This window comes from Streptomyces sp. NPDC043685 (genome assembly GCF_056436585.1).
Map to the genome: position 1 here is coordinate 652675 of NZ_JBWKCH010000005.1, position 22593 is coordinate 675267.

Below are 22593 nucleotides of genomic sequence, written 5' to 3' on the forward strand. Positions count from 1 at the left end.
CGGGACCGGGGGTTCAGGAACCCGGCTCCAGCTCCGCGAGTCCCGCCGCGGCCTCCTCGTCCAGCTCGGCGAGCCGGGCCGCCGTCTCCTCGTCCAGGCCCGACAGCGCGCTCAGCTGCTCGGGCGTGACGCCTTCCGGTATCGGGACCGGCGCCGGGGTGCGCAGCGGGGGCTGCCAGCCGTCGGCCGGGGTCCAGCGTCGTACGACGCGGGCCGGGGCGCCCGCGACGACGGCGTGGTCGGGGACCGTGCCCCGGACGACCGCGCCCGCGGCCACCACCACGTTCCGCCCGATCCGGGCGCCGGGCAGGATCACCGCCCCCGTGCCGATCCAGCAGCCGGGCCCGATCTCCACCGGTTCCATCCGCGGCCACTGCTTGCCGATCGGCTGGTGCGGGTCGTCGTAGGAGTGGTTCGTGGACGTGACGTAGACGTAGGGGCCGAAGTAGCAGTCGCTGCCGATCGTGACCGTGGTGTCGGCGATGACATGACTGCCGCGGCCCAGTACGACGCCGTCGCCGACGCGCAGGATCGGGTCCGGGCCGAGGTCGAGGTCGGGCATGAGGCCGGCGGTGAGGGTGACCTGCTCGCCGATGATGCAGTGGGAGCCGAGGTGGATCCACGGTTCGCCGAAGACCGTGCCGAGCGGGAAGGCGAGCCTGGTACCTGTTCCTATCGCGCCGAACCGGTACCGGCCGGGGTGCTCGGCGGTGACGGAGGCCGTCCGCTGCAGCCAGGCCCAGCCCGCGTGGACGGCGCGCTGCGTGAGGCCCCGCCGCCGGGATGAGAACGTGTTCTTGCGCTTCGGCACCCGCTCACCGTACTCAGCGGGCGCTCACCGGGCGGCGTGGGATGCCTGTGATCTTCGCCCCACCGGGTGGCGTACGGTGTGCGCGTTGTCCACGAGGCTTGGGAGGCGGACATGGGTCGGCAGGCGATGATCACGGGCATCGGCGGCAGGGAGCCGGAGATCGACGGGACGGCGTTCGTGGCGCCCACGGCTTCGGTGATCGGGGGCGTGACCCTGGGGGCGGGGGCGAGCGTCTGGTACGGAGCCGTGGTGCGCGGCGACGTCGAGGCGATCTCGGTGGGAGCCAGCAGCAACGTGCAGGACAACTGCACCCTCCACGCCGATCCGGGCTTCCCCGTGCGGATCGGTGAGCGGGTGAGCATCGGGCACAACGCGGTGGTGCACGGGGCGACCGTCGAGGACGACTGTCTGATCGGCATGGGGGCGACGGTGCTGAACGGCGCCGTCGTCGGGGCCGGATCACTCGTCGCCGCACAGGCCCTGGTCCCGCAGGGCATGGTCGTGCCACCCGGGTCGCTGGTGGCGGGAGTGCCCGCGAAGGTCCGGCGGGAGCTGTCGGAGGAGGAGCGGCAGGGGGTCACCCTCAACGGCACGATGTACGCCGAGCTGGCGAAGGCGCACCGCGACGTTCACGCGTGACGGGGGGCGGGTCTACTCCGCTGCGGCCACGGGCTGGGCCTGCTCCGCCTGGTGGACCTGCTGGGCCTTCTTCGCCTTGCGCTTGATCACCAGCATGGACGTGAGGCCCACCAGGACCGCCGCGACCAGGCCCAGCCACGAGAAGCGCTTCAGCCAGGACTCCGCGACGATGCCGACGTAGTAGATGACGGCGGTCGTGCCGCCCGCCCAGACGATGCCGCCGAGGACGTTGGCGATGAGGAACTTCCAGTACGGCATGCGCAGCACGCCCGCGAGGGGGCCGGCGAAGATGCGCAGCAGGGCGACGAAGCGGCCGAAGAAGACGGCCCACATGCCCCACTTCTCGAAGGAGCGCTCGGCGGTGGCGATGTGGCCCTCGCTGAAGTGCTTGGGAAACTTGTTCCCGAGCCAGGCCAGCAGGGGCCGTCCGCCCTTGCGGCCGATGGCGTAGCCGATCGAGTCGCCGATGATCGCGCCGGCCGTGGCGCTGGCGCCGAGGACGACGGGGTCGATCTCGCCGTGCTGGGACGCGAGCAGCGCGGAGGAGACCAGGATGATCTCGCCCGGCAGCGGGATGCCCAGGCTTTCCAGGCCGATGACCAGCCCCACCAGTGCGTAGACGGCGACGGCGGGTACGGTTTCGAGCCACTCCTGGACGTGCAACGCCGGTTCCTTTCCCTGAGCTTGCCCGCGGGCTTCCCTGCGTGCCCCCGGAAGCCTACCGGCTCTTAGGACGTCCGCGGCGGCTCAGGCGTTCCAGCTCCACTCGGCGACCTCGGGCAGATCGGTGCCGTGCTCCCGGATCCAGGCGTGGTGGCGGGTGCGGGCGTCGGCCATCCGCTGGCGTACGGCCGTGGCCCGCACCGCGAGGCCGGGAACGCGGTCGATGACGTCCATGACCAGGCGGTAACGGTCGAGGTCGTTACGGACGACCATGTCGAACGGCGTGGTCGTGGTGCCCGCCTCCTTGTAGCCGCGCACGTGCAGGTGGCCGTGGCCGGTGCGGCGGTAGGCGAGTCGGTGGATGAGCCACGGATAGCCGTGGTAGGCGAAGATCACCGGCTTGTCGGCGGTGAACAGGCCGTCGTACTCGAAGTCGCTCATGCCGTGCGGGTGCTCCCCCTGGGGCAGCAGCCGGGCGAGGTCGACGACGTTGACGACCCGCACGGACAGCTCGGGCAGGTGGCGGCGCAGCAGGTGCGCGGCGGCCAGGGTCTCCTGGGTGGGGACGTCCCCGGCGCAGGCCAGCACCACGTCGGGCTCGCCGCCGTTCTCGGTTCCGGCCCACTCCCAGATGCCGGCGCCGCGGGCGCAGTGCACGCTGGCCTCGTCCATGGAGAGCCAGTCGAAGCAGGGCTGCTTCCCGGCGACGATCACGTTGACGTAGTCGCGGCTGCGCAGGGCGTGGTCCGCCACCGACAGGAGGGTGTTGGCGTCCGGCGGGAGGTAGACCCGGACGACTTCGGGGCTCTTGTTGAGGACGTGGTCGACGAAGCCGGGGTCCTGGTGGGAGAAGCCGTTGTGGTCCTGCCGCCACACATGCGAGGTCAGCAGGTAGTTGAGGGAGGCGATGGGGGCGCGCCAGGGCAGCCCGCGCGAGGTGCGCAGCCACTTGATGTGCTGGTTGACCATGGAGTCGACGATGTGCACGAACGCCTCGTAGCAGGAGAACAGCCCGTGCCGGCCGGTGAGCAGATAGCCCTCCAGCCAGCCCTGGCAGAGGTGTTCGGACAGGATTTCCATCACCCGGCCGTGCCGGTCCAGGTGCTCGTCCACGGGCAGGGTCCCGGCCTGCCAGGCCTTCCCGCTGGCGTCGTAGACGGCCTGAAGCCGGTTGGAGGCGGTCTCGTCGGGGCCGACCAGGCGGAAATCGCGGCGGTCGGCGGTGTCGCTCATGATCCGGGCGAGGAGGTCGCCGAGGACCCGGGTCGGTTCGTGCAGCGTCGTGCCGGGTTTGTCGACGGGGACGGCGAACTCGTCCAGCGGCGGGACGGGCAGGTCGCGGACGAGCAGTCCGCCGTTGCCGTACGGGGTGGCGCCCAGGCGCCTGGTGCCGTCGGGGACGCAGGCGAGGACGTCCGCGACCGGGCGGCCCTCTGCGTCGAACAGTTCCTCGGGCCGGTAGGAGCGCAGCCAGGACTCCAGTTGGCGCAGATGGTCGGGGTTGTCGCGGACGCCGGACAACGGCACCTGGTGGGCGCGCCAGGTGCCCTCGACGGGTTCGCCGTCGACCTCGGCCGGGCCGGTCCAGCCCTTCGGGGTGCGCAGCACGATCACCGGCCAGTGCGGGCGCTCGGTCACGCCCTCCTCACGGGCGGCGCGCTGAGCCTCGGCGATACGGTCCAGAGCGGTGTCCATGGCCTGCGCCATCGCGGGGTGGACGATGGCCGGATCGTCGCCGGACACGTGGATCGGCTCGTGGCCGTAGCCGCGCAGCAGCGCGTCGAGTTCGTCCTGCGGGAGACGGGCGAGGACGGTCGGATTGGCGATCTTGTAGCCGTTGAGGTGCAGGATCGGCAGGACGGCACCGTCGTGGACGGGGTCGAGGAACTTGTTGGCGTGCCAGGACCCGGCGAGCGGGCCGGTCTCCGCCTCGCCGTCGCCGATCACACAGGCGACGAGCAGGTTCGGGTGGTCGAGGGCGGCGCCGTAGGCGTGGGCGAGGGAGTAGCCGAGTTCGCCGCCCTCGTGGATCGAGCCGGGCACCTCCGGGGCGACGTGGCTGGGCACCCCGCCGGGGAAGGAGAACTGCCGCATGAGCAGCTCCATGCCGCGCGCGTCACGGCTCGCGTCCGGGTACTTCTCGCTGTAGCTGCCCTCCAGCCAGGAGTTGGCCAGGACCGACGGCCCGCCGTGGCCCGGGCCCCAGATGCACAGGGCGTCCAGCTCGCGTGCCTTGATGACCCGGTTGAGGTGGGTGTGGACGAGGTTGAGCCCGGGTGAGGTGCCCCAGTGGCCCAGCAGCCGCGGCTTGATGTGCTCGGGCCGCAGCGGCTCGGTGAGCAGCGGGTTCGCCAGCAGGTAGATCTGACCGGCCGCCAGGTAGTTGGCGGCCCGCCAGTGGGCGTCCAGCGTGCGCAGTTCCTCCTCGGTCGGTGCGGTCCTGCTGTCCCGGCGCGGGGCCTCGGGCATGAGTGACTCCCTGGGTTCTGCGGGCGGCCTCAGGAGGAGTACCAGTGTGGTCCGGTTCGATGCCTGGCGCCTCTCGGCGATGCCCGGACCCGCTCGATACCGGCCGCCGGCTCTCGCGGCCGACCGCAGCGCGGGATGTCTTGCCGACAGCGGTTCGGGCCCGGGCGGCCGCACCCCGGTGGGCGGCCCGCCCGCGGACGCTGCTCGGGCCGAGCACGCGACCGCACCGGGGCGGCGGCCCCCTACGGCAGGGTGACGGTGGGGAGGGCCGTCACCGTGTCCGCCAGGGTGTCGGTCACGGTGTCCGCGAGGGTGGCGGTCACCGTGTCGGGGACGCCGGGGCCGGGGCCGGGCCCGGTGCCGGTGTCCTCGGCACCGGACGGTGCCTCCTCGCAGCAGTCCACCTCCGCGAACCGCGGCTCGTACCGCTCCTGCGGCGGCTCCTCGGACCGGGTGCGGGGCGGGTCGGGCCGGATGCCGGGCGAGGCGTCGCCGTACGGCTGCCGCCCCTGCTCCCGCCAGCCTTCCCGCGGAGTGTCCTCGGCGCGTTTCTGCCGTGCCTCCCCCGGCCCCTCGGGAGCGGGCACCGTTTCCAGGGCCCAGCGCTGGGCCGCGGTTCCGTCACGTCGGGTGACGACGACGTCCCGGCCCTTCCCGGGAGCGACGGCCCGCCCCCTGCTGCCGCGCGGCAGGAGCTCGCCGCGCACGGTCAGGTCGTAGCGGACGACTCCGGCGTGCACGAGGCAGCCGGCCAGGACGACCGAGCCGTCGGTCGCGTCGGAGCCGAGGCACAGGGTGGGGTCGGCGGCGCTGCGCAGGACACCGTCGTCCCGGTACGACCACCGCTGGGACCCGCTCGCGGAGCAGGTGGCCAGGACGACGGGGGCTTCGGCCCGGATACGGCCGCCCCGGACGTCGAGGCACAGCCCGGCGCCGAGGTTGCGCAGCCGCCCGCGCGCCACTTCGGCGGGGTTGCCGGCGGAGGCGGCGGAGGGCGAACCGACGGGCGGGGCCCCGCCGGGCGGAGCACCGGACGAGGAGTTCGCGGCATCCGGGCGCACGGGCGAGGATCCCCCGCCGTCCGGGCGGACGGAGTGGCCGCTGACCGCGCCCCAGGTGGCCTGCGGGTCGGTGGTGCCGTTCTCCTCCGTCCAGCCCCGGGCGGCGAGCAGGGTCGCGAGCAGGACGAGGGAGGTCACCCCGACCGCGGCCGCCAGTGCCTTGGTGTGCCTTCTCGACGGTCCGGGACGGCCGTCGGCGGGCAGGGCACGCGTCCGGAGGCGGTGGCGTCCGCCGGGGGGCGTGATGCCCCGGTTCTCGTCGCGGCCCGGCCGTGACTCCAGGTAGCGGCGGGCGCCCCAGCCGAGCACCGTCTCGGCGAGCAGCTCTTCCAGACCGCCTTCGAAATGGCTGAGTTGTTCGGCGGCGTGACGGCAGTAGCGGCAGGCCATGAGATGCCGTTGCACATCGGGCAGCAGGGACCCGCCGCGACGCATGGGAACGTCCAGCAGGCGGTTGTAGTAGCGGCATTCCCGCGTCGGCGCGAGTTCCCGGTGCGCTCGTACGCACCCGGTCCGGAATTGCTCGCGGGCCTCCTCCAGCGCTGCCGACGCGATGGCGGTATCCACCCCCAGCAGACCGGCCGGTACGGATATGGGTTCGGCTTCGACCTCGGTGTGCCACAGGAGGCATTGGGAGGCCGCCGGAAGGCCGCGGAAAGCACGCTCGGCGAGACGCCGCCTTTCGGGCGTACCGGACCGGGCGGCGCGCAGACCGCGGGCGCCGACGGTTTTGCGGAGTTCCGGCAGGACACGGGAAATGCCGTCGTCGGCGGCCCACGTCCCGACGGTCTCCCGGACGGCCGTCAGCAGGCGGGGACGCAGGGCGCCGGCGCCCGGCCCGGCCAGTTCCCCGCGGAAGGCGGCGGCTGCCGCCATCGACGCGGAGTCCTCCGCGCAGGCCAGGCAGATCACGGCGTATTCGTGGACCGCGCGCCAGTGCCGTGCCAGCAACAGCGCGACGGCGTGCGGCCCTTCATCCGGTGCGCCGACCCGGGCGAGGAGATTGCGGTCGGATTCGGCGGGCCCCGCTCCGGGGCGTGGCGGGTACGGCGGGCGTGGGGGGTGGGGGGAGTGCACGGAACCATGTCCTTCCAGCCGCGGAACGGCATGCGAATGGCGCGTCCGTCGGAAAGCAGGGGGTGATTGGTGCATACCTGTGCCGCATCAGCTGCGGACTCGGTGTGAGGCGGCTCACTTTCGCACACACGACTCACAGGTAACAAGGAGTTCGGATGACCCACGTTCAAAACGCGGCGAAATCAAATATGTTACCGGCGGTATCCGTACCGGCTTTCGAAAAATGCCGCCGCTCAGGACGCCACGTCGTGTGCGCACAAAGGCGATCGGTCCACGAAATCTCCCCCTGGAGGTCCCGCCCGGTTCGTGGCGTGGCCGCGGGCCACCCTCGGGGAACCGGACGGCGCACGCCCGGGGCGCCGCGACAGGGCGGCCCGGCATGCGAAAACCCCGGCACCGGGCCGGGGTCACGCATACTCGCGGGTGGGGTCAGCCGTTGGGCCGCAGGGTCCACACCACGGTCATCTCGCCGGTCACGGCGCCGTCGGCCCGCTGGATGGCGATGGTCACCGGGAACTCGGGGCGCTCCCCGGCATCCAGCTGTGCGACCACCTCGGCGGCCGGGCGGCCGAGGGTGGCCGTCGCGGTCACGGCGCCCATCGCCAGCTTCTTGTAGGAGATCTCGGCACTGACCGCGAGCGGCACGGCGCGCGAGAGCTGGTCACCGAACGCGGCCAGCACGATCGCCCCGCTCGCGGACTCGCCCAGCGTGAACATCGCTCCGGCGTGCGGACCGCCCACGTGGTTGTGGTACTCGCTCTGGTCCGGCAGCGACACCACCGCCCGCTCCGGCGAGGTCTCCAGGAACTCGAGGTTCAGGGTCCGGGCCATGGGCACGGTGGCGGCGAGCATCTCGCCGATGGACATCTGCTCTGCGCTCATGACCGCATGTTACTCACGAGTAGAGAGGGCTGACCAGGATGTGTGACGACCGCCGCACCGACCCGTACGCCACCGGCCGCACCGCCGCGTACCCCGGGTTGCTACGCCTCCGTCCACGGGCGGTGACCGAATCGTGTCCGGAGCGCGGCTAGGGTGGCTGCCCATGTGGCCAGGACAGCAGCCGCCCGGGGGCGAGCAGAACCCGCAGGGGAACAACCCGTACCAGCAGCCGGGGTACCAGCAGCCGAATCCGTACCAGCAGCCGGGATACCAGCAGCAGCCCAACCCCTATGGGCAGCAGCCGCAGTGGGGCACTCCGGCTCCGGCCGGCGCGCCGCAGCCCCCGCAGGGCGGCGGCGGCAGGAACCGGACGAAGCTGGTCGCGATCATCGCCGCCACCGCGGTGGTCGTGGCCGCCGGTGTGACCGGTTTCCTGGTGCTCGGCGGCGACAAGGACGACACGGCGGACGGCGGCGGCAAGAGCGGCAAGGCGTCGTCGAGTCCGTCGGCCGAGGAGCCGAGCGCCTCCGCCACGGGCGACAACCCCCGCGGCGGCGAGGCGGAGCAGCCCACCGTCAAGGGCTGGAAGGTCGTCGTCAACCCCAAGTGGGGCACCGCCTTCGACGTTCCCGCGGACTGGGAGGTGGCCTCCCCCACCTCGTCCGTCTTCTTCGAGGACGAGAAGTCCGACGACGGCAAGGCGCTGATCATCATGTCGGCACCGGCGTTCTACAAGTCCAAGTGGTGCACGAGCGACGACAACAAGGACGGCAGGTCCGAGACCGAGTCCCTGGCCGGAGCGGGCACCAAGGGCGCCGACGGCGCCAAGAACACCGACGAGGTCGCGGTCAACCAGGTGGGCTGGTGGGTGTACGGCGGCTACACCCAGCCGGACAAGAAGAGCGTCAAGGCCGACGCCAAGGCCAAGCCCTACACCACCGCCTCGGGCGTGAAGGGCAGCGTCGCCTGGGCGCACTCGGAGAACACCCCCGACAAGGGCAAGTGCGCGAGCGACGGCAAGGCCGTCACCTTCGGCTTCAAGAACTCCGCCGGTGACTTCGTCGCCTGGAGCCTCTTCGGCGCCAAGGGCGTCAAGGGCGAGGTGCCCGAGAAGACCATCATGAAGATCCTCAGCACGGTCCGCCTGCACGGCGAGCCGACCGGAGGCTGACGCAGACGGAAGGGCCCGCTCCTGTTATGGGGAAACCGTTTGGCGGAGCGGGCCACCGGCAGGGATAGTCACCCGGTGACCTCCCCCACCGCCTCCTCCCGGAGCCCGCACAGACCCGGCCGGGCCGGCCGCAACCACTCCCTGCTGACCGCCGCCGCGGTGATCACCGGCCTGGGCAGTAACGGCGCCTTGGTCGCGGGGGCGTTCGCGGTGCTTGAAGCGGGCGGCGACGGTGGCGACATCGGTCTGGTGGCGGCGGCGCGGACCCTGCCCCTGGTGCTGTTCCTGCTGATCGGCGGCGCCGTCGCCGACCGGCTGCCCCGGCACCGCGTGATGGTCGCTGCCAACGTCCTGAACTGCCTCTCGCAGGCCGCCTTCGCCGCCCTCGTGCTGGCCGGGGAGCCCCGGTTGTGGCACATGATGCTGCTCGCCGCCCTGGGCGGTACCGGCCAGGCGTTCTTCGGCCCGGCCGCCGAGGGCATGCTGATGTCCTCGGTCGAGGGCGAGAACGCCGGGCGCGCCTTCGCCGTGTTCCGGATGGCCATGCAGGGCGCCGCCCTGGGCGGTGCCGCGCTCGGCGGCGCCATGGTCGCGGCGATCGGGCCCGGCTGGGTGCTCGCGGCGGACGCGGCGGCCTTCGCGCTCGCCGGGGCGCTGCGTGCCTTTCTCGACGTCGGCCACATCCCGCCCCGGGCTCCGGGCGGCGGCCTGCTCGCCGATCTGCGGGACGGCTGGCAGGAGTTCGCCGGCCGCCCCTGGCTGTGGGGCATCGTGGTCCAGTTCTCCGTCGCCAACGCCGTCGTCGCCGCCGCCGACGCGGTCTACGGCCCGCTCGTGGCCCGCGACCACCTCGGCGGCGCGGGTCCCTGGGGCCTCGCCCTGGGCGCGTTCGGCGCGGGCACGGTCGCCGGTGCCCTGCTGATGACCCGCTGGAAGCCCCGCCGGCTGCTCCTCGCCGGCACCCTGTGCGTGTTCCCGCTGGCCCTGCCCTCGGCCGCCCTCGCCGTCCCGGTGCCGGTGGGCGTCCTGTTCGCGGTGATGTTCCTCGCCGGAGCGACGGTGGAGGTCTTCGGGGTGTCCTGGATGACGGCCCTGCACCAGGAGATCCCCGAGAACAAGCTCTCCCGCGTCTCGGCGTACGACTGGTTCGGCTCGGTCGCGCTGGTCCCCCTCGCCACGGCCGTGGCGGGACCGACGGAGGAGGCCTTCGGCCGCACGGCCGCCCTGTGGGGCTGCTCGGGCCTCGTCGTCCTGGTCACGGCGGCCGTGCTGTGTGTCCCGGACGTCCGCAACCTGCGCCGCACGACCACACCGGTGGCCCGGGGCGGCACCGCGCCGGCGTCAGCCGATGCCGAACGCCCCCTCGGGGGGCTCGGGTGAGGGCACGGCGTCCTCGTCCCGCACCGCACGCGCGCTGCCGACGAAGTCCCGCAGCGCGGCTCCGTGTTCGACCCGGGCCGGGAAGGCGTCGGAGGCGGTGAGCCGGGCCAGGGCGGCGACGTCGATCGGCCGGTGCCCGGCCACGAGCACCGCGTTCCCGAACCGCCGCCCCCGCAGCACGCCCGGCTCGGCGATGAGCGCGAGCTCCCCGAAGACGGTGGCCAGCGTGGCGAGTTGCGACCGCAGGAAGGCGAACGGCGCGGCGTCGGGGAGATTGGCGAGGTACACCCCGCCGTCCCGCAGCACCCGCCCGGCCTCGCGGACGTAGGCGACGGAGGTCAGGTGCGCGGGCACCCGCGACCCGGTGAAGACGTCCGCGACGAGAACGTCCGCCGAGGCGGCGGGAGCGTGCTCCAGCCAGTTCCGTGCGTCCGCCGCGTGCAGGGCGATGCGCGCGCCCTGCGGCAGCGGCAGATGCTCCGACACCAGCTCCAGCAGCCCCCGGTCGGCCTCGACGACGTCCTGCCGTGAGCCCGGCCGGGTCACGGCCACGTACCGGGGCAGCGTGAGGGCCCCGCCCCCCAGATGCACCACGTCCAGCGCCCGCCCCGGCTCGGCCACGACGTCCAGCACATGACCGAGCCGCCGCGTGTACTCGAACTCCAGGTGCGCGGGTTCGTCGAGATCGACGTAGGACTGCGGCGCCCCGTCCACGGTCAGCAGCCAGGCCCTGTCCCGGTCGACGTCGGGCATGAGCTTGGCGGTGCCGTGATCGGTGACTCTGGCCACGGGAATGGGATCCTTCACCCCGCCATTGTGCAGGGGCGATCGCTCTTCGGGGCACGGGGAACCGCGCGGCCGGCCACCACGGCCCTGCGGTCCCCCGACGACCTCAACCCACCAGGGTCACGGTCCCCGCCCCCACGGTTCGCCCACCCTCACGGACGGCGAACCCGAGCCCCGCCTCCAGCGGCACGTCCCGCCCCAGCTCCACGGTCATCACCACCGTGTCACCGGGCCGGGCCACGGCCACGTCCCCCAGGTCGACGTCCCCCACCACATCCGCCGTGCGGATGTAGAACTGCGGCCGGTACCCACTGGAGACAGGCGTCGTACGCCCGCCCTCACGCGCGGACAGCACATACACCCGCGCCGTGAACCGCCGGCTCGGCACCACACTTCCGGGCGCCGCGACCACATGACCGCGCCGTACGGCATCCCGCGGCACCCCCCGCAGCAGCACCGCCACGTTGTCCCCGGCCTGCGCCTCCTCCATCGGCTTCCCGAAGGTCTCCAGCCCCGTGACCACCGTCTCGACGGCGGCCCCGAGCACCTCGACCCGGTCCCCGACGCGCACCACGCCGCGCTCGACCGCCCCGGTCACCACGGTCCCGCGCCCGGTGATGGTCAGGACGTTCTCGACCGGCAGCAGGAACGGCGCGTCCAGATACCGCTCCGGCATCGGAATGTAGGTGTCCACCGCGTCGAGCAGCGCCTCGATCGACGCCGTCCAGCGCGGGTCCCCCTCCAGGGCCTTCAGGCCGGAGACGCGGACGACGGGCACACAGTCACCGCCGTAGCCATGCTCGGTGAGCAGGTCGCGGACCTCCAGCTCGACCAGGTCGGTCAGCTCCTCGTCCCCCGCGTCGGCCTTGTTGAGGGCGACCACGATGTGGTCGACGCCCACCTGCCGCGCGAGCAGGACGTGTTCGGCGGTCTGCGGCATGATCCCGTCCAGCGCGGAGACGACGAGGATCGCCCCGTCGAGCTGCGCGGCGCCGGTGACCATGTTCTTGACGTAGTCGGCGTGGCCCGGCATGTCGACGTGCGCGTAGTGCCGGGTGTCGGTCTCGTACTCGACGTGCGCGATGTTGATGGTGATGCCGCGCGCCGCCTCCTCGGGCGCCCGGTCGATCCGGTCGAACGGCACGAACGCGCCGCTGCCCCGGTCGGCGAGGACCTTGGTGATGGCGGCCGTGAGGGTCGTCTTGCCGTGGTCGACATGACCCATCGTGCCGATGTTGAGATGCGGTTTCGTACGGACGTAGGCCGTCTTGGACATGGCGGTACCTCGAAGCGTCTGATCGGCGGAGGAGAGCGTGGGACCCCGAGGACCTGCCCGACCCTCCCCTTGCGGGGTCCGCCGGACGAACCGGAGAGGGTCAGCTTCGGGCGCCGTCGGCGACGGCCGTGAGAACGGCGACGGCAGCCTTCGGGGCATCCGTGACCACGGATGCGGCGAGGGCGAAGGCGTGCCGGAACATGCGTCGATCCTTGCCGACGCGTCACCGCACGTCGAATGGTTTTCGGTGCCTGCGCAAGGGTTCGCGCACGGGCTCGCGCACTGGCCTGCACACGGGCTCGCGCACCGCCGGCTGTGACGCTCGTGAGACGAACCATACGGCGATCACACACATTTGTCGGTTAGTGTCACCGGATGCTCGATGCCACCACCCGCTCTGGGGGCACCGCCACGGCCTCTCCCCGGGCCACCGCCGCGGAGCTCGCCGTCGCCGTCCCCCCGGCACCGACCGCCTCGACCGCCGTACCGACCCGTTTCGCCGCCCGCTGCACGAGAGTTCTGCTCTCGCCGTGGTCGCGGCTGTCCCTGCTCGCCGTGCTGCTCGCCGCGGGCGGGTGCGGGGTGCTGCTGTTCGAGCCGCAGCGGCTGCTGACGGAGGGCCTGCCGACCCAGCTCGGTGGGGCCGCCGCGGCGCTGGTGTTCGCGGTGGCGTACGGCGTGTGCACCGTGGCGTTCGTGCCGAGGCCGCTGCTGAACCTCGCGGCCGGCGCGCTGTTCGGTTCGCAGCTGGGCCTCGGCGTCGCCCTCGCGGGCACGGTGCTCGGCGCCGGGATCGCCTTCTGCCTGGGCCGGGCACTGGGCCAGGACGCCCTGCGGCCGCTGCTGCGGGGGCGCTGGCTCAAGGCCGCGGACGGCCAGCTCAGCCGGCACGGCTTCCGCTCGATGCTGGCGGTGCGGCTGTTCCCGGGCGTGCCGTTCTGGGCCGCGAACTACTGCGCCTCCGTCTCCCGTATGGGCCTGCTGCCGTTCCTGCTGGCCACGGCGCTCGGCTCGATCCCGAACACCGCCGCCTACGCCGTCGCGGGTGCCCGTGCCTCCGCCCCCACCTCTCCCGCCTTCCTGATCGCCCTGGCGTGCATCGCCCTGCCGGCGCTGGCGGGCGTGGTGGTGGCCTGGCGCAAGCGGCACCAGCTGCGCCGCCTCTGACGGGCGCTCAGCCCGCCTGGTTCACACTCGTTCCAGCACCATGGCGTTGGCGAGGCCGCCCGCCTCGCACATGGTCTGGAGCGCGTACCGGGCGCCCCGTTCCCGCATCGCGTGCACCAGCGTCGTCGTCAGACGGGTACCGCTCGCGCCGAGCGGGTGGCCGAGCGCGATGGCGCCGCCGTGCACATTGACCCGGGCGAAGTCCGCGCCCGTCTCCTGACGCCAGGCCAGGACGACACTGGAGAACGCCTCGTTGACCTCGAACAAATCGATGTCGTCGAGGGTCAGGGACGCCTTGCGCAGCACCTTCTCGGTCGCCGGGATCACGCCCGTGAGCATCAGCAGCGGGTCGGAGCCGGTGACGGCGAAGCTGTGCAGCCGGGCGAGCGGGCGCAGCCCGAGCCGGGCCGCCGTCTCGCTCGACGTGATGAGCACCGCCGAGGCGCCGTCGTTGATCGGGCTGGCGTTGCCCGCGGTGACGTTCCACTCGATCTGCGGGAAACGCTCGGCGAAGACGGGGTCGTGGTAGGCGGGCCTAAGCCCGGCGAGGATCTCGGTGGTGCTGCCGGGCCGGACGCATTCGTCGCGCGCGACCCCCTCCAGCGGCGCGACCTCGGCGTCGAAGAGCCCGGCCTCCCAGGCCGCGGCGGCCTTCAGGTGGGAGGAGACGGCGAAGTCGTCCATCTGCTCGCGGCCGATCGACCACTTCGCGGCGATCAGTTCGGCGCTGATGCCCTGCGGGACGAGCCCCTCCGGGTAGCGCTCGGCGACTCCGGGGCCGAAGGGGTCCGCGCCCGCGGGCACGTTGGACCACATCGGCACCCGGCTCATCGACTCGACCCCGCAGGCGACGACGAGGTCGTACGCCCCCGAGAGGACGCCCTGCGCCGCGAAGTGCACGGCCTGCTGGGAGGAGCCGCACTGGCGGTCCACGGTGGTCGCGGGCACCGACTCCGGAAAGCCCGCCGACAGGACGGCGTAGCGGGTGGTGTTCATGGCCTGTTCGCCGACCTGGTCGACGGTGCCGCCGATGACGTCGTCGATCAGCGCCGGGTCGATCCCGGACCGTTCGACGAGGGTGCGCAGGGTGTGGGCGAGGAGCTCCACGGGGTGGACGTGCGCCAGGGCGCCGTTCGGCTTGCCCTTGCCGATCGGGGTGCGTACGGCTTCGACGATGACTGCGTCGCGCATGTGCGGGCCTCCACGACTACTGGTGAGTAGGAAATCCGAACTCACCGTAACCCCCAGGGTTGGAAATTCCAACCCTCTCTTAGACTGACCCCCATGGCCGCTCGCAAAGACCCGCGCCCCTGCTCCATCGCCGACACCCTCGCGCTCGTCGGTGAGAAGTACTCGCTGCTCGTGCTGAGGGAGGTGTGCCTGGGCAACGGCCGTTTCGACCAACTGGTGCGCAACATCGGCGCCCCGCGCGACATCCTGGCCACCCGGCTGCGCCGGCTGGTCGACGCCGGGATCCTGGCCAAGCACCTCTACAGCGAGCGCCCGCAGCGCTTCGAGTACCGGCCGACCCGGGCGGGACTGGAGCTGGAGCCGGTGCTGATGACCCTCATGGCCTGGGGCGACCGCCATCTGCGGCCGGACGGCGAGCGCCCGATGGTCCTGGAGCACTCCTGCGGCCAGGCCCTCGCCCCCGCCGTCACCTGCCGGGCGTGCGGCGACGAGGTGCGCCACGAGGACCTCACGGCCCGCCCCCAGACGCCCGGCTGGACGGTGACCGGACCCGCCGCGGCCTGATCGCCGCTGCTCGGGAGCGGCTTCCAAACCCCTGTGTCCTGGCGGCCGTCCGGGGGCGCTACGCTTCCCCCTCGGCGCACATGATCCCCCGTTCCACGCAACGGCGGTCCGGTGCGCCCGTCGCCCGTCCCACGATCGGCACTTGGACTCCGCTACCTCATGTCTTGGTTCGAATCACTCATCCTCGGACTCGTCCAGGGGCTGACCGAGTTCCTTCCCGTCTCCTCCAGCGCCCACCTGCGGCTGACGGCGGCCTTCTCGGGCTGGAAGGACCCGGGCGCGGCCTTCACGGCGATCACGCAGATCGGCACCGAGGCCGCCGTGCTGATCTACTTCCGCAAGGACATCGGGCGGATCATCTCGGCGTGGACACGCTCGCTCACCAACAAGGAGCTGCGCAGCGATCCCGACGCCCGGATGGGCTGGCTGGTGATCGTCGGCTCGATCCCGATCGGCGTGCTCGGCGTGACGCTGAAGGACCAGATCGAGGGACCGTTCCGCGACTTGCGGATCACCGCGACGATGCTGATCGGCATGGGCATCGTCCTGGGCATCGCCGACCGGCTCGCGGCCCGCGACGAGAGCGGCGGCAAGCACCGCGCGCCCAAGCAGCGCAAGGCACTTGAGGACTTGGGCGTTCGAGACGGCCTCATCTACGGCGTCTGCCAGGCCATGGCGCTCGTCCCGGGCGTCTCCCGGTCCGGCGCCACCATCAGCGGCGGCCTGTTCATGGGGTACAAGCGTGAGGCCGCGGCCCGCTACTCCTTCCTCCTCGCCATCCCCGCGGTGCTCGCCTCCGGCGTCTTCGAGCTCAAGGACGCCACGGAGGGCGGCCATGTCTCCTGGGGCCCGACGATCTTCGCGACGGTCATCGCCTTCGGGGTCGGATACGCGGTGATCGCCTGGTTCATGAAGTTCATCTCGACCAAGAGCTTCATGCCGTTCGTCTACTACCGCATCGCGCTCGGCATCCTCATCATCGTCCTGGTCAGCGTGGGTGCCCTGAGCCCGCACGCGGCCGAGTCGGCGGGCTGACCCGGGGGGTCTGTGACCGGGGTCTCGTGACCAACCGCATAGCGATCGGGTAGCCGTCCGGTAGCGGGCTGTCAGGGGCTGCCCCTAGGCTTGTCCGCATGTCCCCCGAATTCGTGACCCCTGGTTCCGTGCGGTCCGCTGCCGAGGTCAACGACGAGATCCGTGCGCTGTGGCAGCGCACGGGCGGCACCCTGTCGGCCGAGGAGCGCGCGGAGTACGAGCTGCTCGTCGTCGAGTGGGCCGCAGCGATGCGAGGAGCGGTCGTCGCAGCGGCCTGATCCCCGCCGCCCTCAGGCGCGCAGGGACGCCAGCACCTCGTCGTCGACGTCGTACGGCCGCTCCTCGGGCAACAGGGCGGCCGCCGACTCCAGTCGACCCACCCGCACCAGCGCGTGGATCTCCGAGGCGAGCGGCGTGACGTCCTCGATCCCCACGGTCCACTCGTCCGCGTACCGCGCGGCCGCCTCCCCCGCCAGTCCCAGCTGAAGCGACCGGTGCGGCAGCGGCTCGAGGCGCAGATCCCGTTCCGGATCCCACTGCACCCGCGTCGGCGCCCGCCTCAACTGCCGCTTCCAGTTCGCCTGGTCGCCGTGCAGGGCGGGGACGTAGTGGGACAGGCAGGCGTTGCGCAGGGCCCAGTGGAAGCCCTCCCGGTCGATCTCGATCGCCAGGACCGTCTCCTGGCCCTCCTTGGTGCCCCAGCCGCAGCGGTACATCATCCACAGGAACAACGGCTTGATCCAGGTCATGCGCTCCCGCTTCCAGGACGACGGGAAGCGGCCGTGGCGGGCGGCGGGGCCGCCGATCTCCGGGCGGTAGGCCTGGTAGACGGTGAGGGTGGACTCGGTGTGGCGGGCCCGTATGCGAAATCTCGGCTCGGTCCCTTCGCTGACATCGTTCACATCGTTCACATCGTTCACGAAGGACAGGCTGGGCCCCGGCGCCCCTCGGCGGCCACCGAATATCGCGTGCGCACGGCCCTTGGCCCTCCCCCCGCCATGCCCAACACTGGGGCGATGACGCAGCGTGTGGAGCTCGCCACCGTGAGGGACCGGCTGGCCGTCGACAGTCTGATCACCGACTACGCGGTGGCGGTCGACGACGGCGACTGGGAGGCCTACCGGCAGCTGTTCGCCCCGCGGGGACGGGCGGACTACCGGTCGGCCGGCGGCATCGAGGGCGAGGCCCTGGCGGTCGCCGGGTGGCTGGCGGAGAGCCTGCGCCTGTTCCCGATGCGGCAGCATCTGATCGTCAACCGGCGGGTGCGCTTCGGGATCTGGGAGCAGGACACCGGCGACACGGCCGAGGTCCAGGCCGACTACGTCAATCCCATGGCCACCACGGGGCCCGCCCCCGACTTCGTGTGCGGCGGCCGGTACGCCTTCGCGCTGCTGCGCACGGACGACGGCTGGCGGCTGAGCGAGGTGGTCGTGCGGGAGAAGTGGCGGCGCCTTCCCGAGCCGCGGACGGCCCCTGTGGTCAACTGACCCGGCGTCCCGGGTCCTAGATCGTCCACGGGGCGCACACTGGAGGCACCCGCGGGTAGGAGCCGCCTATGAAGACGCTTGGCCATTGGCTCACCTCCCCCTGGCGCCGCTCGGCGGTCGCGGCGGTCGCGGGTGCCCTGCCCGTCCTCGCCTTCCCCGCACCGTCCCTGTGGTGGTGGGCCTACGTCGCGCTGGTCCCCTGGCTCCTGCTGGTGCGCACCGCGCCGACCGGGAAACGGGCCGCGTACGACGGCTGGTGTGCGGGCCTGGGCTTCATGCTGGCCATGCACCACTGGCTGCTGCCCAGCCTGCACGTGTTCACGATCGTCCTCGCCGCCCTCCTCGGTGCCCTGTGGGCCCCATGGGGCTGGCTGGTGCGTCGTCTCCTCGGCGGGATCCCCTCACCGGCCCAGGTCGCGGTGGCGCTGGTGGTGCTGCCGTCGGGTTGGCTGGCCGTCGAGCTGGTGCGGTCCTGGCAGGGCCTCGGCGGACCCTGGGGCATGCTCGGCAGCAGCCAGTGGCAGGTCGAGGCCGCGCTGCGGCTCGCCTCGGTGGGCGGGGTGTGGCTGCTCAGCTACCTGCTCGTGGCGGTCAACGTCGCCGTCGCCGTCCTCGTGGCGGTCCGCCGGGCCCGGGTGCCCGCGGTCGCAGGTCTGGTCGTCACGGCCGCCGCCACCTCCGCCGCCTGGACCTTCTCGCCGCGCCCCGCCGTCGACGGCCAGATCAGGCTCGCCGTCGTGCAGCCGGGCGTCGTCGCGGGCCCTGACCACCGGTTCGCCCTCGAGGAGCAGCTGACCCGCCGGCTCGCCGGGCAGGACCTCGACCTGATCGTCTGGGGCGAGAGCAGCGTCGGCTTCGACCTCGACGACCGCCCCGGCCTGGCCCGGCGGCTGGCGGAGCTGTCCCGCGCGACGGGCGCCGACATCCTGGTCAACGTGGACGCCCGGCGCTCCGACCGGCCCGGCATCTACAAGAGTTCCGTCCTGGTCGGCCCCGACGGCCCGACCGGCGAGCGCTACGACAAGATGCGCCTGGTCCCCTTCGGCGAGTACATCCCCGCCCGTTCCCTGCTCGGCTGGGCGACCTCCGTCGGGAAGGCCGCCGGCGAGGACCGCAGGCGCGGCTCGCAGCCGGTCGTGATGCACATAGGTGACGGGCTGCGCGCCGGACCGCTGGTGTGCTTCGAGACGGCGTTCCCCGACATGACCCGGCACCTCACGCGGGAGGGCGTCGACGTGCTGATCGGCCAGTCGTCGACCTCCTCGTTCCAGCACAGCTGGGCTCCCGGGCAGCACGCCTCGCTCGCCGCGCTGCGCGCCGCCGAGACCGGCCGCCCCATGGTGCACGCGACCCTGACGGGCGTCTCCGCCGTCTACGGCCCGGACGGACAGCGCGTCGGATCGTGGCTCGGTACGGACGCCTCCGCCACGCGGGTCTACGAGATCCCGCTCGCCCACGGCACCACGCCCTACGTCCGCCACGGCGACTGGACGGTGCACGCGGCGATGGTCGTCCTCGCCCTGTGGGCCGTCGGCGAGGGGGCGCGGACCCTGCGGCTCAGGCGCTCCGCTCCTGAACCGCGCGTACCACCCGTTCGCACAGTTCATGGGTCTCCAGCGCGTCCCGGGCGCTGAGCACCCTGCCCGCCCGGACCGCGTCCAGGAACGCCAGCACGGCCTGCTCGATCCCGCGCTGCCGGGCCACCGGCACCCAGTCCCCGCGCCGGCGCACGGTCGGCTGGCCCTTGTGGTCGACGACCTCGGCGAGATTGACGACCTGGCGCTTGGTGTCCTGCCCGGACACCTCCAGGATCTCCTCGGAGGAACCGCTGAGCCGGTTCATCACGCCGAGCGCGGTGAAACCGTCCCCGGCGAGCTGGAGCACCACGTGGTGCAGCAGCCCGTCCCGGACGCGGGCGCGCACGGTCACGTCGTCGATCTCGCCCGGCGCCAGGAACCGCAGGGTGTCGACGACGTGGATGAAGTCGTCGAGGATCATCGCGCGGGGTTCCTCCGGCAGCCCGATGCGGTTCTTCTGCATCAGGATCAGTTCGCGCGGATGGTCCGCGCACTGCGTGTAGCCGGGGGCGTGGCGCCGGTTGAAGCCGACCGCGAGGCTCACCCGCCGCTCCTCGGCGAGCGCCACCAGCCGCTCGGAGTCCTCCAGCGCGTAGGCGAGCGGCTTGTCGACGTACGTCGGGACGCCGGCCTCCAGCAGCCGGGTCACGATCTCCGGGTGCACCAGCGTGGGCGCGTGCACGAAGGCCGCGTCGAGGTCCGCGGCGAGCAAGGAGTCGAGGGTGGTGTGCCGCCGCTGCGGCGGGATGTGCAGGCCCTCGGCGACCCGGTCGAGAGTGGCGGGCGTGCGGGTCTGCAGGTGCAGCTCCACCTCGGGCCGGAAGGCGAGGACCGGAAGGTAGGCCTTCTGCGCGATGTCGCCGAGTCCGATGCAGCCGACCTTCACGGGGTCTCCTCTAACGGTTGCCTGCCGGGGTCTGCCCGGAAGCATACGGCCGCTGCGGGGGCGCCCAGTCCGCGATGCCGTCGAAGCTGCGCACGAAGAGGGCGGGGCCGGCCTTGGACAGTGCGGCCATGGCCGTGTCCCGCAGGACGATGCCGGTCCGGCCGCTCATGAGGCTGAGGCGGGCCACCCGCACGGCCTGGCGGGCGATGGCGGTCGTGCGCGGCAGCCGGGCGGCGGTGTAGGCGGCGAGGTCGTCGCAGTGGTGGGCGAGCACGAGGGCGTCCTCGATCGCCTGGTTGCCGCCCTGGCCGAGGTTGGGGGGCATGGCGTGCGCGGCGTCGCCCAGCAGCGCGACCCGGCCGTGGTGGTGGGCGGGCAGGGGCTCGGCGATGTGGTGGACGTCGTGGCGCAGGACGTCCTCGGGCCGGGTGGCGGCGAGCACGGCGGGGATCGGGGCGTGCCAGTCGCCGAAGCGGCGCAGCAGCTCGGACCTCTCGTCGTCGGGCGCCCGGCCGCCGGCGGGGGTCAGGGCGGCGCCGTAGGCGTAGACGCGGCCGTCCTTCAGGGGGTGGGTGCCCCAGATGCGGCCCCGGCCCCAGGTCTCGTGCGAGGCGAACCGGACGCCGGGGACGGTGGTCAGGACCCGCCAGGTGGTGAAGCCGGAGTAGACGGGCCCGGGGTGCCGGGGGAAGAGCGCGCCGCGCACGGCCGAGCGGACGCCGTCCGCGCCGACCACCAGGTCGGCTACGAGGTCGCCGTCAGCGGTGGTGACGCGGGCCGCCCGGCCGGGGCCTCCGCTGTCGGCGAGGGCCGCGGCGGTGCCCGTACGGACGGCGCCCGCCGGGAGCAGGGCGGCCAGACGCTCGATCAGGGTGGCGCGGGGCAGCAGCACGAGCGGGCCGCCGAAGCGCGCGGCGGCTGCGTCGGACGAGGAGCGGGACAGCCACCGCCCGCCGGGGGTGCGCAGGCCTCCGTCCCCCGACCAGGCGGCGAGGTCGCGGATCTCGTCGCCGAGGCCGATGACGTCCAGTGCGCGCAGGGCGTTGGGCGCGAGGGAGATCGCGGCGCCGACCGGGTCTAGTGCGGGGGCGCGCTCCAGCACGGTGACGTGCAGACCGCGCCGGTGCAGGGCGACCGCTGCGGTCAGGCCTCCGATGCCGCCGCCGATCACGACGACCCGCTGGGACTGTGTCATGGCACCTGTCACGACTCCTCCTACATCTGACTACACCTGTAGTGACAGCACCGACGCTACTACAGATGTAGTCGGACGGGTAGCGTGGGCCCATGTCCGTACGCACCGCCGGCCCCGCCCGCTCCGACCTCGTCGCCGACACCGCCCTCGCCCTGCTCGCCGAGCGCGGGATGCGCGGCCTCACCCACCGGGCCGTCGACGAGGCGGCCGGGCTCCCCCAGGGCTCCACCTCCAACCTCGCGCGGACCCGGCAGGCCCTGCTGGAACTGGCGGTGCGGCGCCTGGCCGACCGTGAGGCACGGGTGCTGGGGCTGCACGAGATGCCGGACCCCCGGGCCGGGACCGGCCCGCTGGCCGACGCGCTGGCACTGGCGACCCACCGGGCCCTGACGGGCGACCGCGCGCTCACCCTGGCGCGCTACGAACTGGCCCTGGAGGCGACGCGCCGCCCCGAGCTGCGGGCCTACTTCGACGCCACGGGCGCCCGCTTCCGGGACCAGCTCGCCGTCCTGGTCGCCGGCATGGGCTCGACGGACCCGGCCCGGCACACCCTGTCGCTGATCGCCTGGGCGGACGGGCTGATGTTCAGCTGCGTGGCGGGGTCGTTCGGTGCCGAGGTGCCGAGCCTGGAGGAGGTGCGGGCCGGGCTGGGAGAACTGCTGGAGGGGATGCTCGGGGACTGAAAATCTTGTGGTGCGCCGGGGGCGGCTCGGAAAGGATGCTTCCATGACGAACGAACGCAGCATGCCCGCCACCACCGCCGACGAGCGCACCATGCTGGAGGGCTGGCTGGACTTCCACCGGCAGACCCTCGCGTGGAAGTGCGAGGGCCTGAGTGACGAGCAGCTCAGGTCCGCGGCCGTCGAGCCGTCCGACCTGTCCCTGCTGGGGCTGGTGCGGCACATGGCGCACGTCGAGCGGAGCTGGTTCCGCCGGGTGCTGACGGACGAGGATGCCGGGCCGCTCTACCGGAGCGACGAGGACCCCGACGGCGATTTCCGCCTCACCGAGGCGGACACCTGGCAGGAGGCGTACGCCACCTGGCAGGCCGAGATCGAGACGGCCCGGCGCAACTGCTCCCGCTTCGGTCTGGACGACATCACCGAGGGCAAGCACCGGCGCACCGGCGAGCGGTTCAACCTGCGGTGGCTGTACACCCACATGATCGAGGAGTACGCGCGGCACAACGGCCACGCCGACCTGATCCGCCAGCGCATCGACGGCGCGACCGGCGACTGACGTCCCGGCCGTCGCGCGCCTCACCGTTCGCGCCCGT

Annotated in this window: 22 protein-coding genes; 11 read left to right on the forward strand and 11 right to left on the reverse strand. The window is 72.8% G+C overall.

The features are described 5' to 3' along the window. Positions 1-13 precede the first annotated feature (13 nt). A complete protein-coding gene (locus AC0665_RS19885) occupies positions 14-811 on the reverse strand; it encodes an acyltransferase (protein ID WP_478705460.1) in 798 nt (265 codons plus the stop codon). A 111-nt stretch (positions 812-922) separates the two neighbouring features. Here AC0665_RS19885 and AC0665_RS19890 point away from each other — a divergent pair, with 111 nt between their 5' ends. Then, positions 923-1450: a gamma carbonic anhydrase family protein gene (locus AC0665_RS19890; protein WP_478509274.1), complete on the forward strand. Its 528-nt coding sequence runs from the start codon at positions 923-925 to the stop codon at positions 1448-1450. Positions 1451-1462: 12 nt separating this feature from the next. Here the strand turns inward: AC0665_RS19890 and AC0665_RS19895 are convergent, their stop codons facing one another. The 4 genes from AC0665_RS19895 to AC0665_RS19910 all read right to left on the reverse strand — a co-directional run bounded on the left by AC0665_RS19895 (position 1463) and on the right by AC0665_RS19910 (position 7587). Continuing rightward, the gene (locus AC0665_RS19895; RefSeq protein WP_468405006.1) at positions 1463-2113 is read right to left on the reverse strand and encodes a DedA family protein; all 651 of its coding nucleotides are present in this window, start codon (positions 2111-2113) and stop codon (positions 1463-1465) included. An 84-nt stretch (positions 2114-2197) separates the two neighbouring features. Then, entirely contained in the window at positions 2198-4582 is a 2385-nt protein-coding gene (locus tag AC0665_RS19900; RefSeq protein WP_478705461.1) for a phosphoketolase family protein, read from the reverse strand. A 242-nt stretch (positions 4583-4824) separates the two neighbouring features. Continuing rightward, complete coding sequence (locus AC0665_RS19905) at positions 4825-6720, reverse strand: RICIN domain-containing protein (RefSeq protein ID WP_478608016.1); 1896 nt, start codon at positions 6718-6720, stop codon at positions 4825-4827. 429 nt (positions 6721-7149) lie between these two features. After that, on the reverse strand, positions 7150-7587 hold the full coding sequence (locus tag AC0665_RS19910) for a DUF4442 domain-containing protein (protein ID WP_478509339.1): 438 nt from the start codon (positions 7585-7587) through the stop codon (positions 7150-7152). 178 nt (positions 7588-7765) lie between these two features. On the opposite strand from AC0665_RS19910, the gene AC0665_RS19915 reads away from it, so the two are divergent. Next, on the forward strand, positions 7766-8773 hold the full coding sequence (locus tag AC0665_RS19915; RefSeq protein WP_478705462.1) for a DUF8017 domain-containing protein: 1008 nt from the start codon (positions 7766-7768) through the stop codon (positions 8771-8773). 75 nt (positions 8774-8848) lie between these two features. Then, positions 8849-10153 (forward strand): MFS transporter, encoded by a 1305-nt coding sequence (locus AC0665_RS19920; protein ID WP_478705463.1) that lies wholly within the window; start codon positions 8849-8851, stop codon positions 10151-10153. Here AC0665_RS19920 and AC0665_RS19925 read toward each other — a convergent pair. Both AC0665_RS19925 and tuf read right to left on the reverse strand, forming a co-directional pair. Continuing rightward, complete coding sequence (locus AC0665_RS19925; protein ID WP_478705464.1) at positions 10115-10960, reverse strand: spermidine synthase; 846 nt, start codon at positions 10958-10960, stop codon at positions 10115-10117. The two genes, AC0665_RS19920 and AC0665_RS19925, sit on opposite strands and share 39 nt — an antisense overlap. An 85-nt stretch (positions 10961-11045) precedes the next feature. Beyond that, entirely contained in the window at positions 11046-12215 is a 1170-nt protein-coding gene (tuf, locus tag AC0665_RS19930; RefSeq protein ID WP_478608007.1) for an elongation factor Tu, read from the reverse strand. A 375-nt stretch (positions 12216-12590) separates the two neighbouring features. On the opposite strand from tuf, the gene AC0665_RS19935 reads away from it, so the two are divergent. Next, positions 12591-13382 carry a TVP38/TMEM64 family protein gene (locus tag AC0665_RS19935; protein WP_478608005.1) on the forward strand — a complete coding sequence of 264 codons (792 nt, stop codon included), beginning with the start codon at positions 12591-12593 and terminating at the stop codon, positions 13380-13382. Positions 13383-13403: 21 nt separating this feature from the next. Here AC0665_RS19935 and AC0665_RS19940 read toward each other — a convergent pair whose 3' ends face one another. Continuing rightward, a complete protein-coding gene (locus tag AC0665_RS19940) occupies positions 13404-14573 on the reverse strand; it encodes a thiolase family protein (RefSeq protein ID WP_478705465.1) in 1170 nt (389 codons plus the stop codon). A gap of 93 nt (positions 14574-14666) precedes the next feature. Here AC0665_RS19940 and AC0665_RS19945 point away from each other — a divergent pair, with 93 nt between their 5' ends. The 3 genes from AC0665_RS19945 (at position 14667) to AC0665_RS19955 (ending at position 16450) form a co-directional block, all read left to right on the forward strand. Continuing rightward, entirely contained in the window at positions 14667-15137 is a 471-nt protein-coding gene (locus AC0665_RS19945; protein WP_478705466.1) for a winged helix-turn-helix transcriptional regulator, read from the forward strand. A 159-nt stretch (positions 15138-15296) separates the two neighbouring features. Further along, the gene (locus AC0665_RS19950; RefSeq protein ID WP_478509282.1) at positions 15297-16172 is read left to right on the forward strand and encodes an undecaprenyl-diphosphate phosphatase; all 876 of its coding nucleotides are present in this window, start codon (positions 15297-15299) and stop codon (positions 16170-16172) included. A 98-nt stretch (positions 16173-16270) separates the two neighbouring features. After that, positions 16271-16450, forward strand: a complete 180-nt coding sequence (locus AC0665_RS19955) for a hypothetical protein (protein WP_363122451.1) — start codon at positions 16271-16273, stop codon at positions 16448-16450. Between the two features lie 12 nt (positions 16451-16462). Here the strand turns inward: AC0665_RS19955 and AC0665_RS19960 are convergent, their stop codons facing one another. Continuing rightward, positions 16463-17092 (reverse strand): DUF4291 domain-containing protein, encoded by a 630-nt coding sequence (locus AC0665_RS19960; RefSeq protein WP_478705467.1) that lies wholly within the window; start codon positions 17090-17092, stop codon positions 16463-16465. A 96-nt stretch (positions 17093-17188) separates the two neighbouring features. Here AC0665_RS19960 and AC0665_RS19965 point away from each other — a divergent pair, with 96 nt between their 5' ends. Both AC0665_RS19965 and lnt read left to right on the forward strand, forming a co-directional pair. Continuing rightward, complete coding sequence (locus AC0665_RS19965; protein WP_468404981.1) at positions 17189-17659, forward strand: nuclear transport factor 2 family protein; 471 nt, start codon at positions 17189-17191, stop codon at positions 17657-17659. A 68-nt stretch (positions 17660-17727) separates the two neighbouring features. Then, complete coding sequence (gene lnt, locus AC0665_RS19970) at positions 17728-19293, forward strand: apolipoprotein N-acyltransferase (RefSeq protein WP_478607995.1); 1566 nt, start codon at positions 17728-17730, stop codon at positions 19291-19293. Here the strand turns inward: lnt and AC0665_RS19975 are convergent. Both AC0665_RS19975 and AC0665_RS19980 read right to left on the reverse strand, forming a co-directional pair. Then, positions 19217-20122 (reverse strand): Gfo/Idh/MocA family protein, encoded by a 906-nt coding sequence (locus AC0665_RS19975; protein WP_478705468.1) that lies wholly within the window; start codon positions 20120-20122, stop codon positions 19217-19219. The genes lnt and AC0665_RS19975 overlap by 77 nt on opposite strands. A gap of 10 nt (positions 20123-20132) precedes the next feature. Further along, positions 20133-21317 (reverse strand): FAD-dependent monooxygenase, encoded by a 1185-nt coding sequence (locus tag AC0665_RS19980; protein WP_478705469.1) that lies wholly within the window; start codon positions 21315-21317, stop codon positions 20133-20135. A 92-nt stretch (positions 21318-21409) separates the two neighbouring features. Here AC0665_RS19980 and AC0665_RS19985 point away from each other — a divergent pair, with 92 nt between their 5' ends. Together AC0665_RS19985 and AC0665_RS19990 are read left to right on the forward strand one after the other, a co-directional pair. Then, the gene (locus AC0665_RS19985) at positions 21410-22000 is read left to right on the forward strand and encodes a TetR/AcrR family transcriptional regulator (protein WP_363122456.1); all 591 of its coding nucleotides are present in this window, start codon (positions 21410-21412) and stop codon (positions 21998-22000) included. 43 nt (positions 22001-22043) lie between these two features. After that, positions 22044-22556, forward strand: a complete 513-nt coding sequence (locus AC0665_RS19990) for a DinB family protein (RefSeq protein WP_468404974.1) — start codon at positions 22044-22046, stop codon at positions 22554-22556. Positions 22557-22593: the final 37 nt, after the last annotated feature.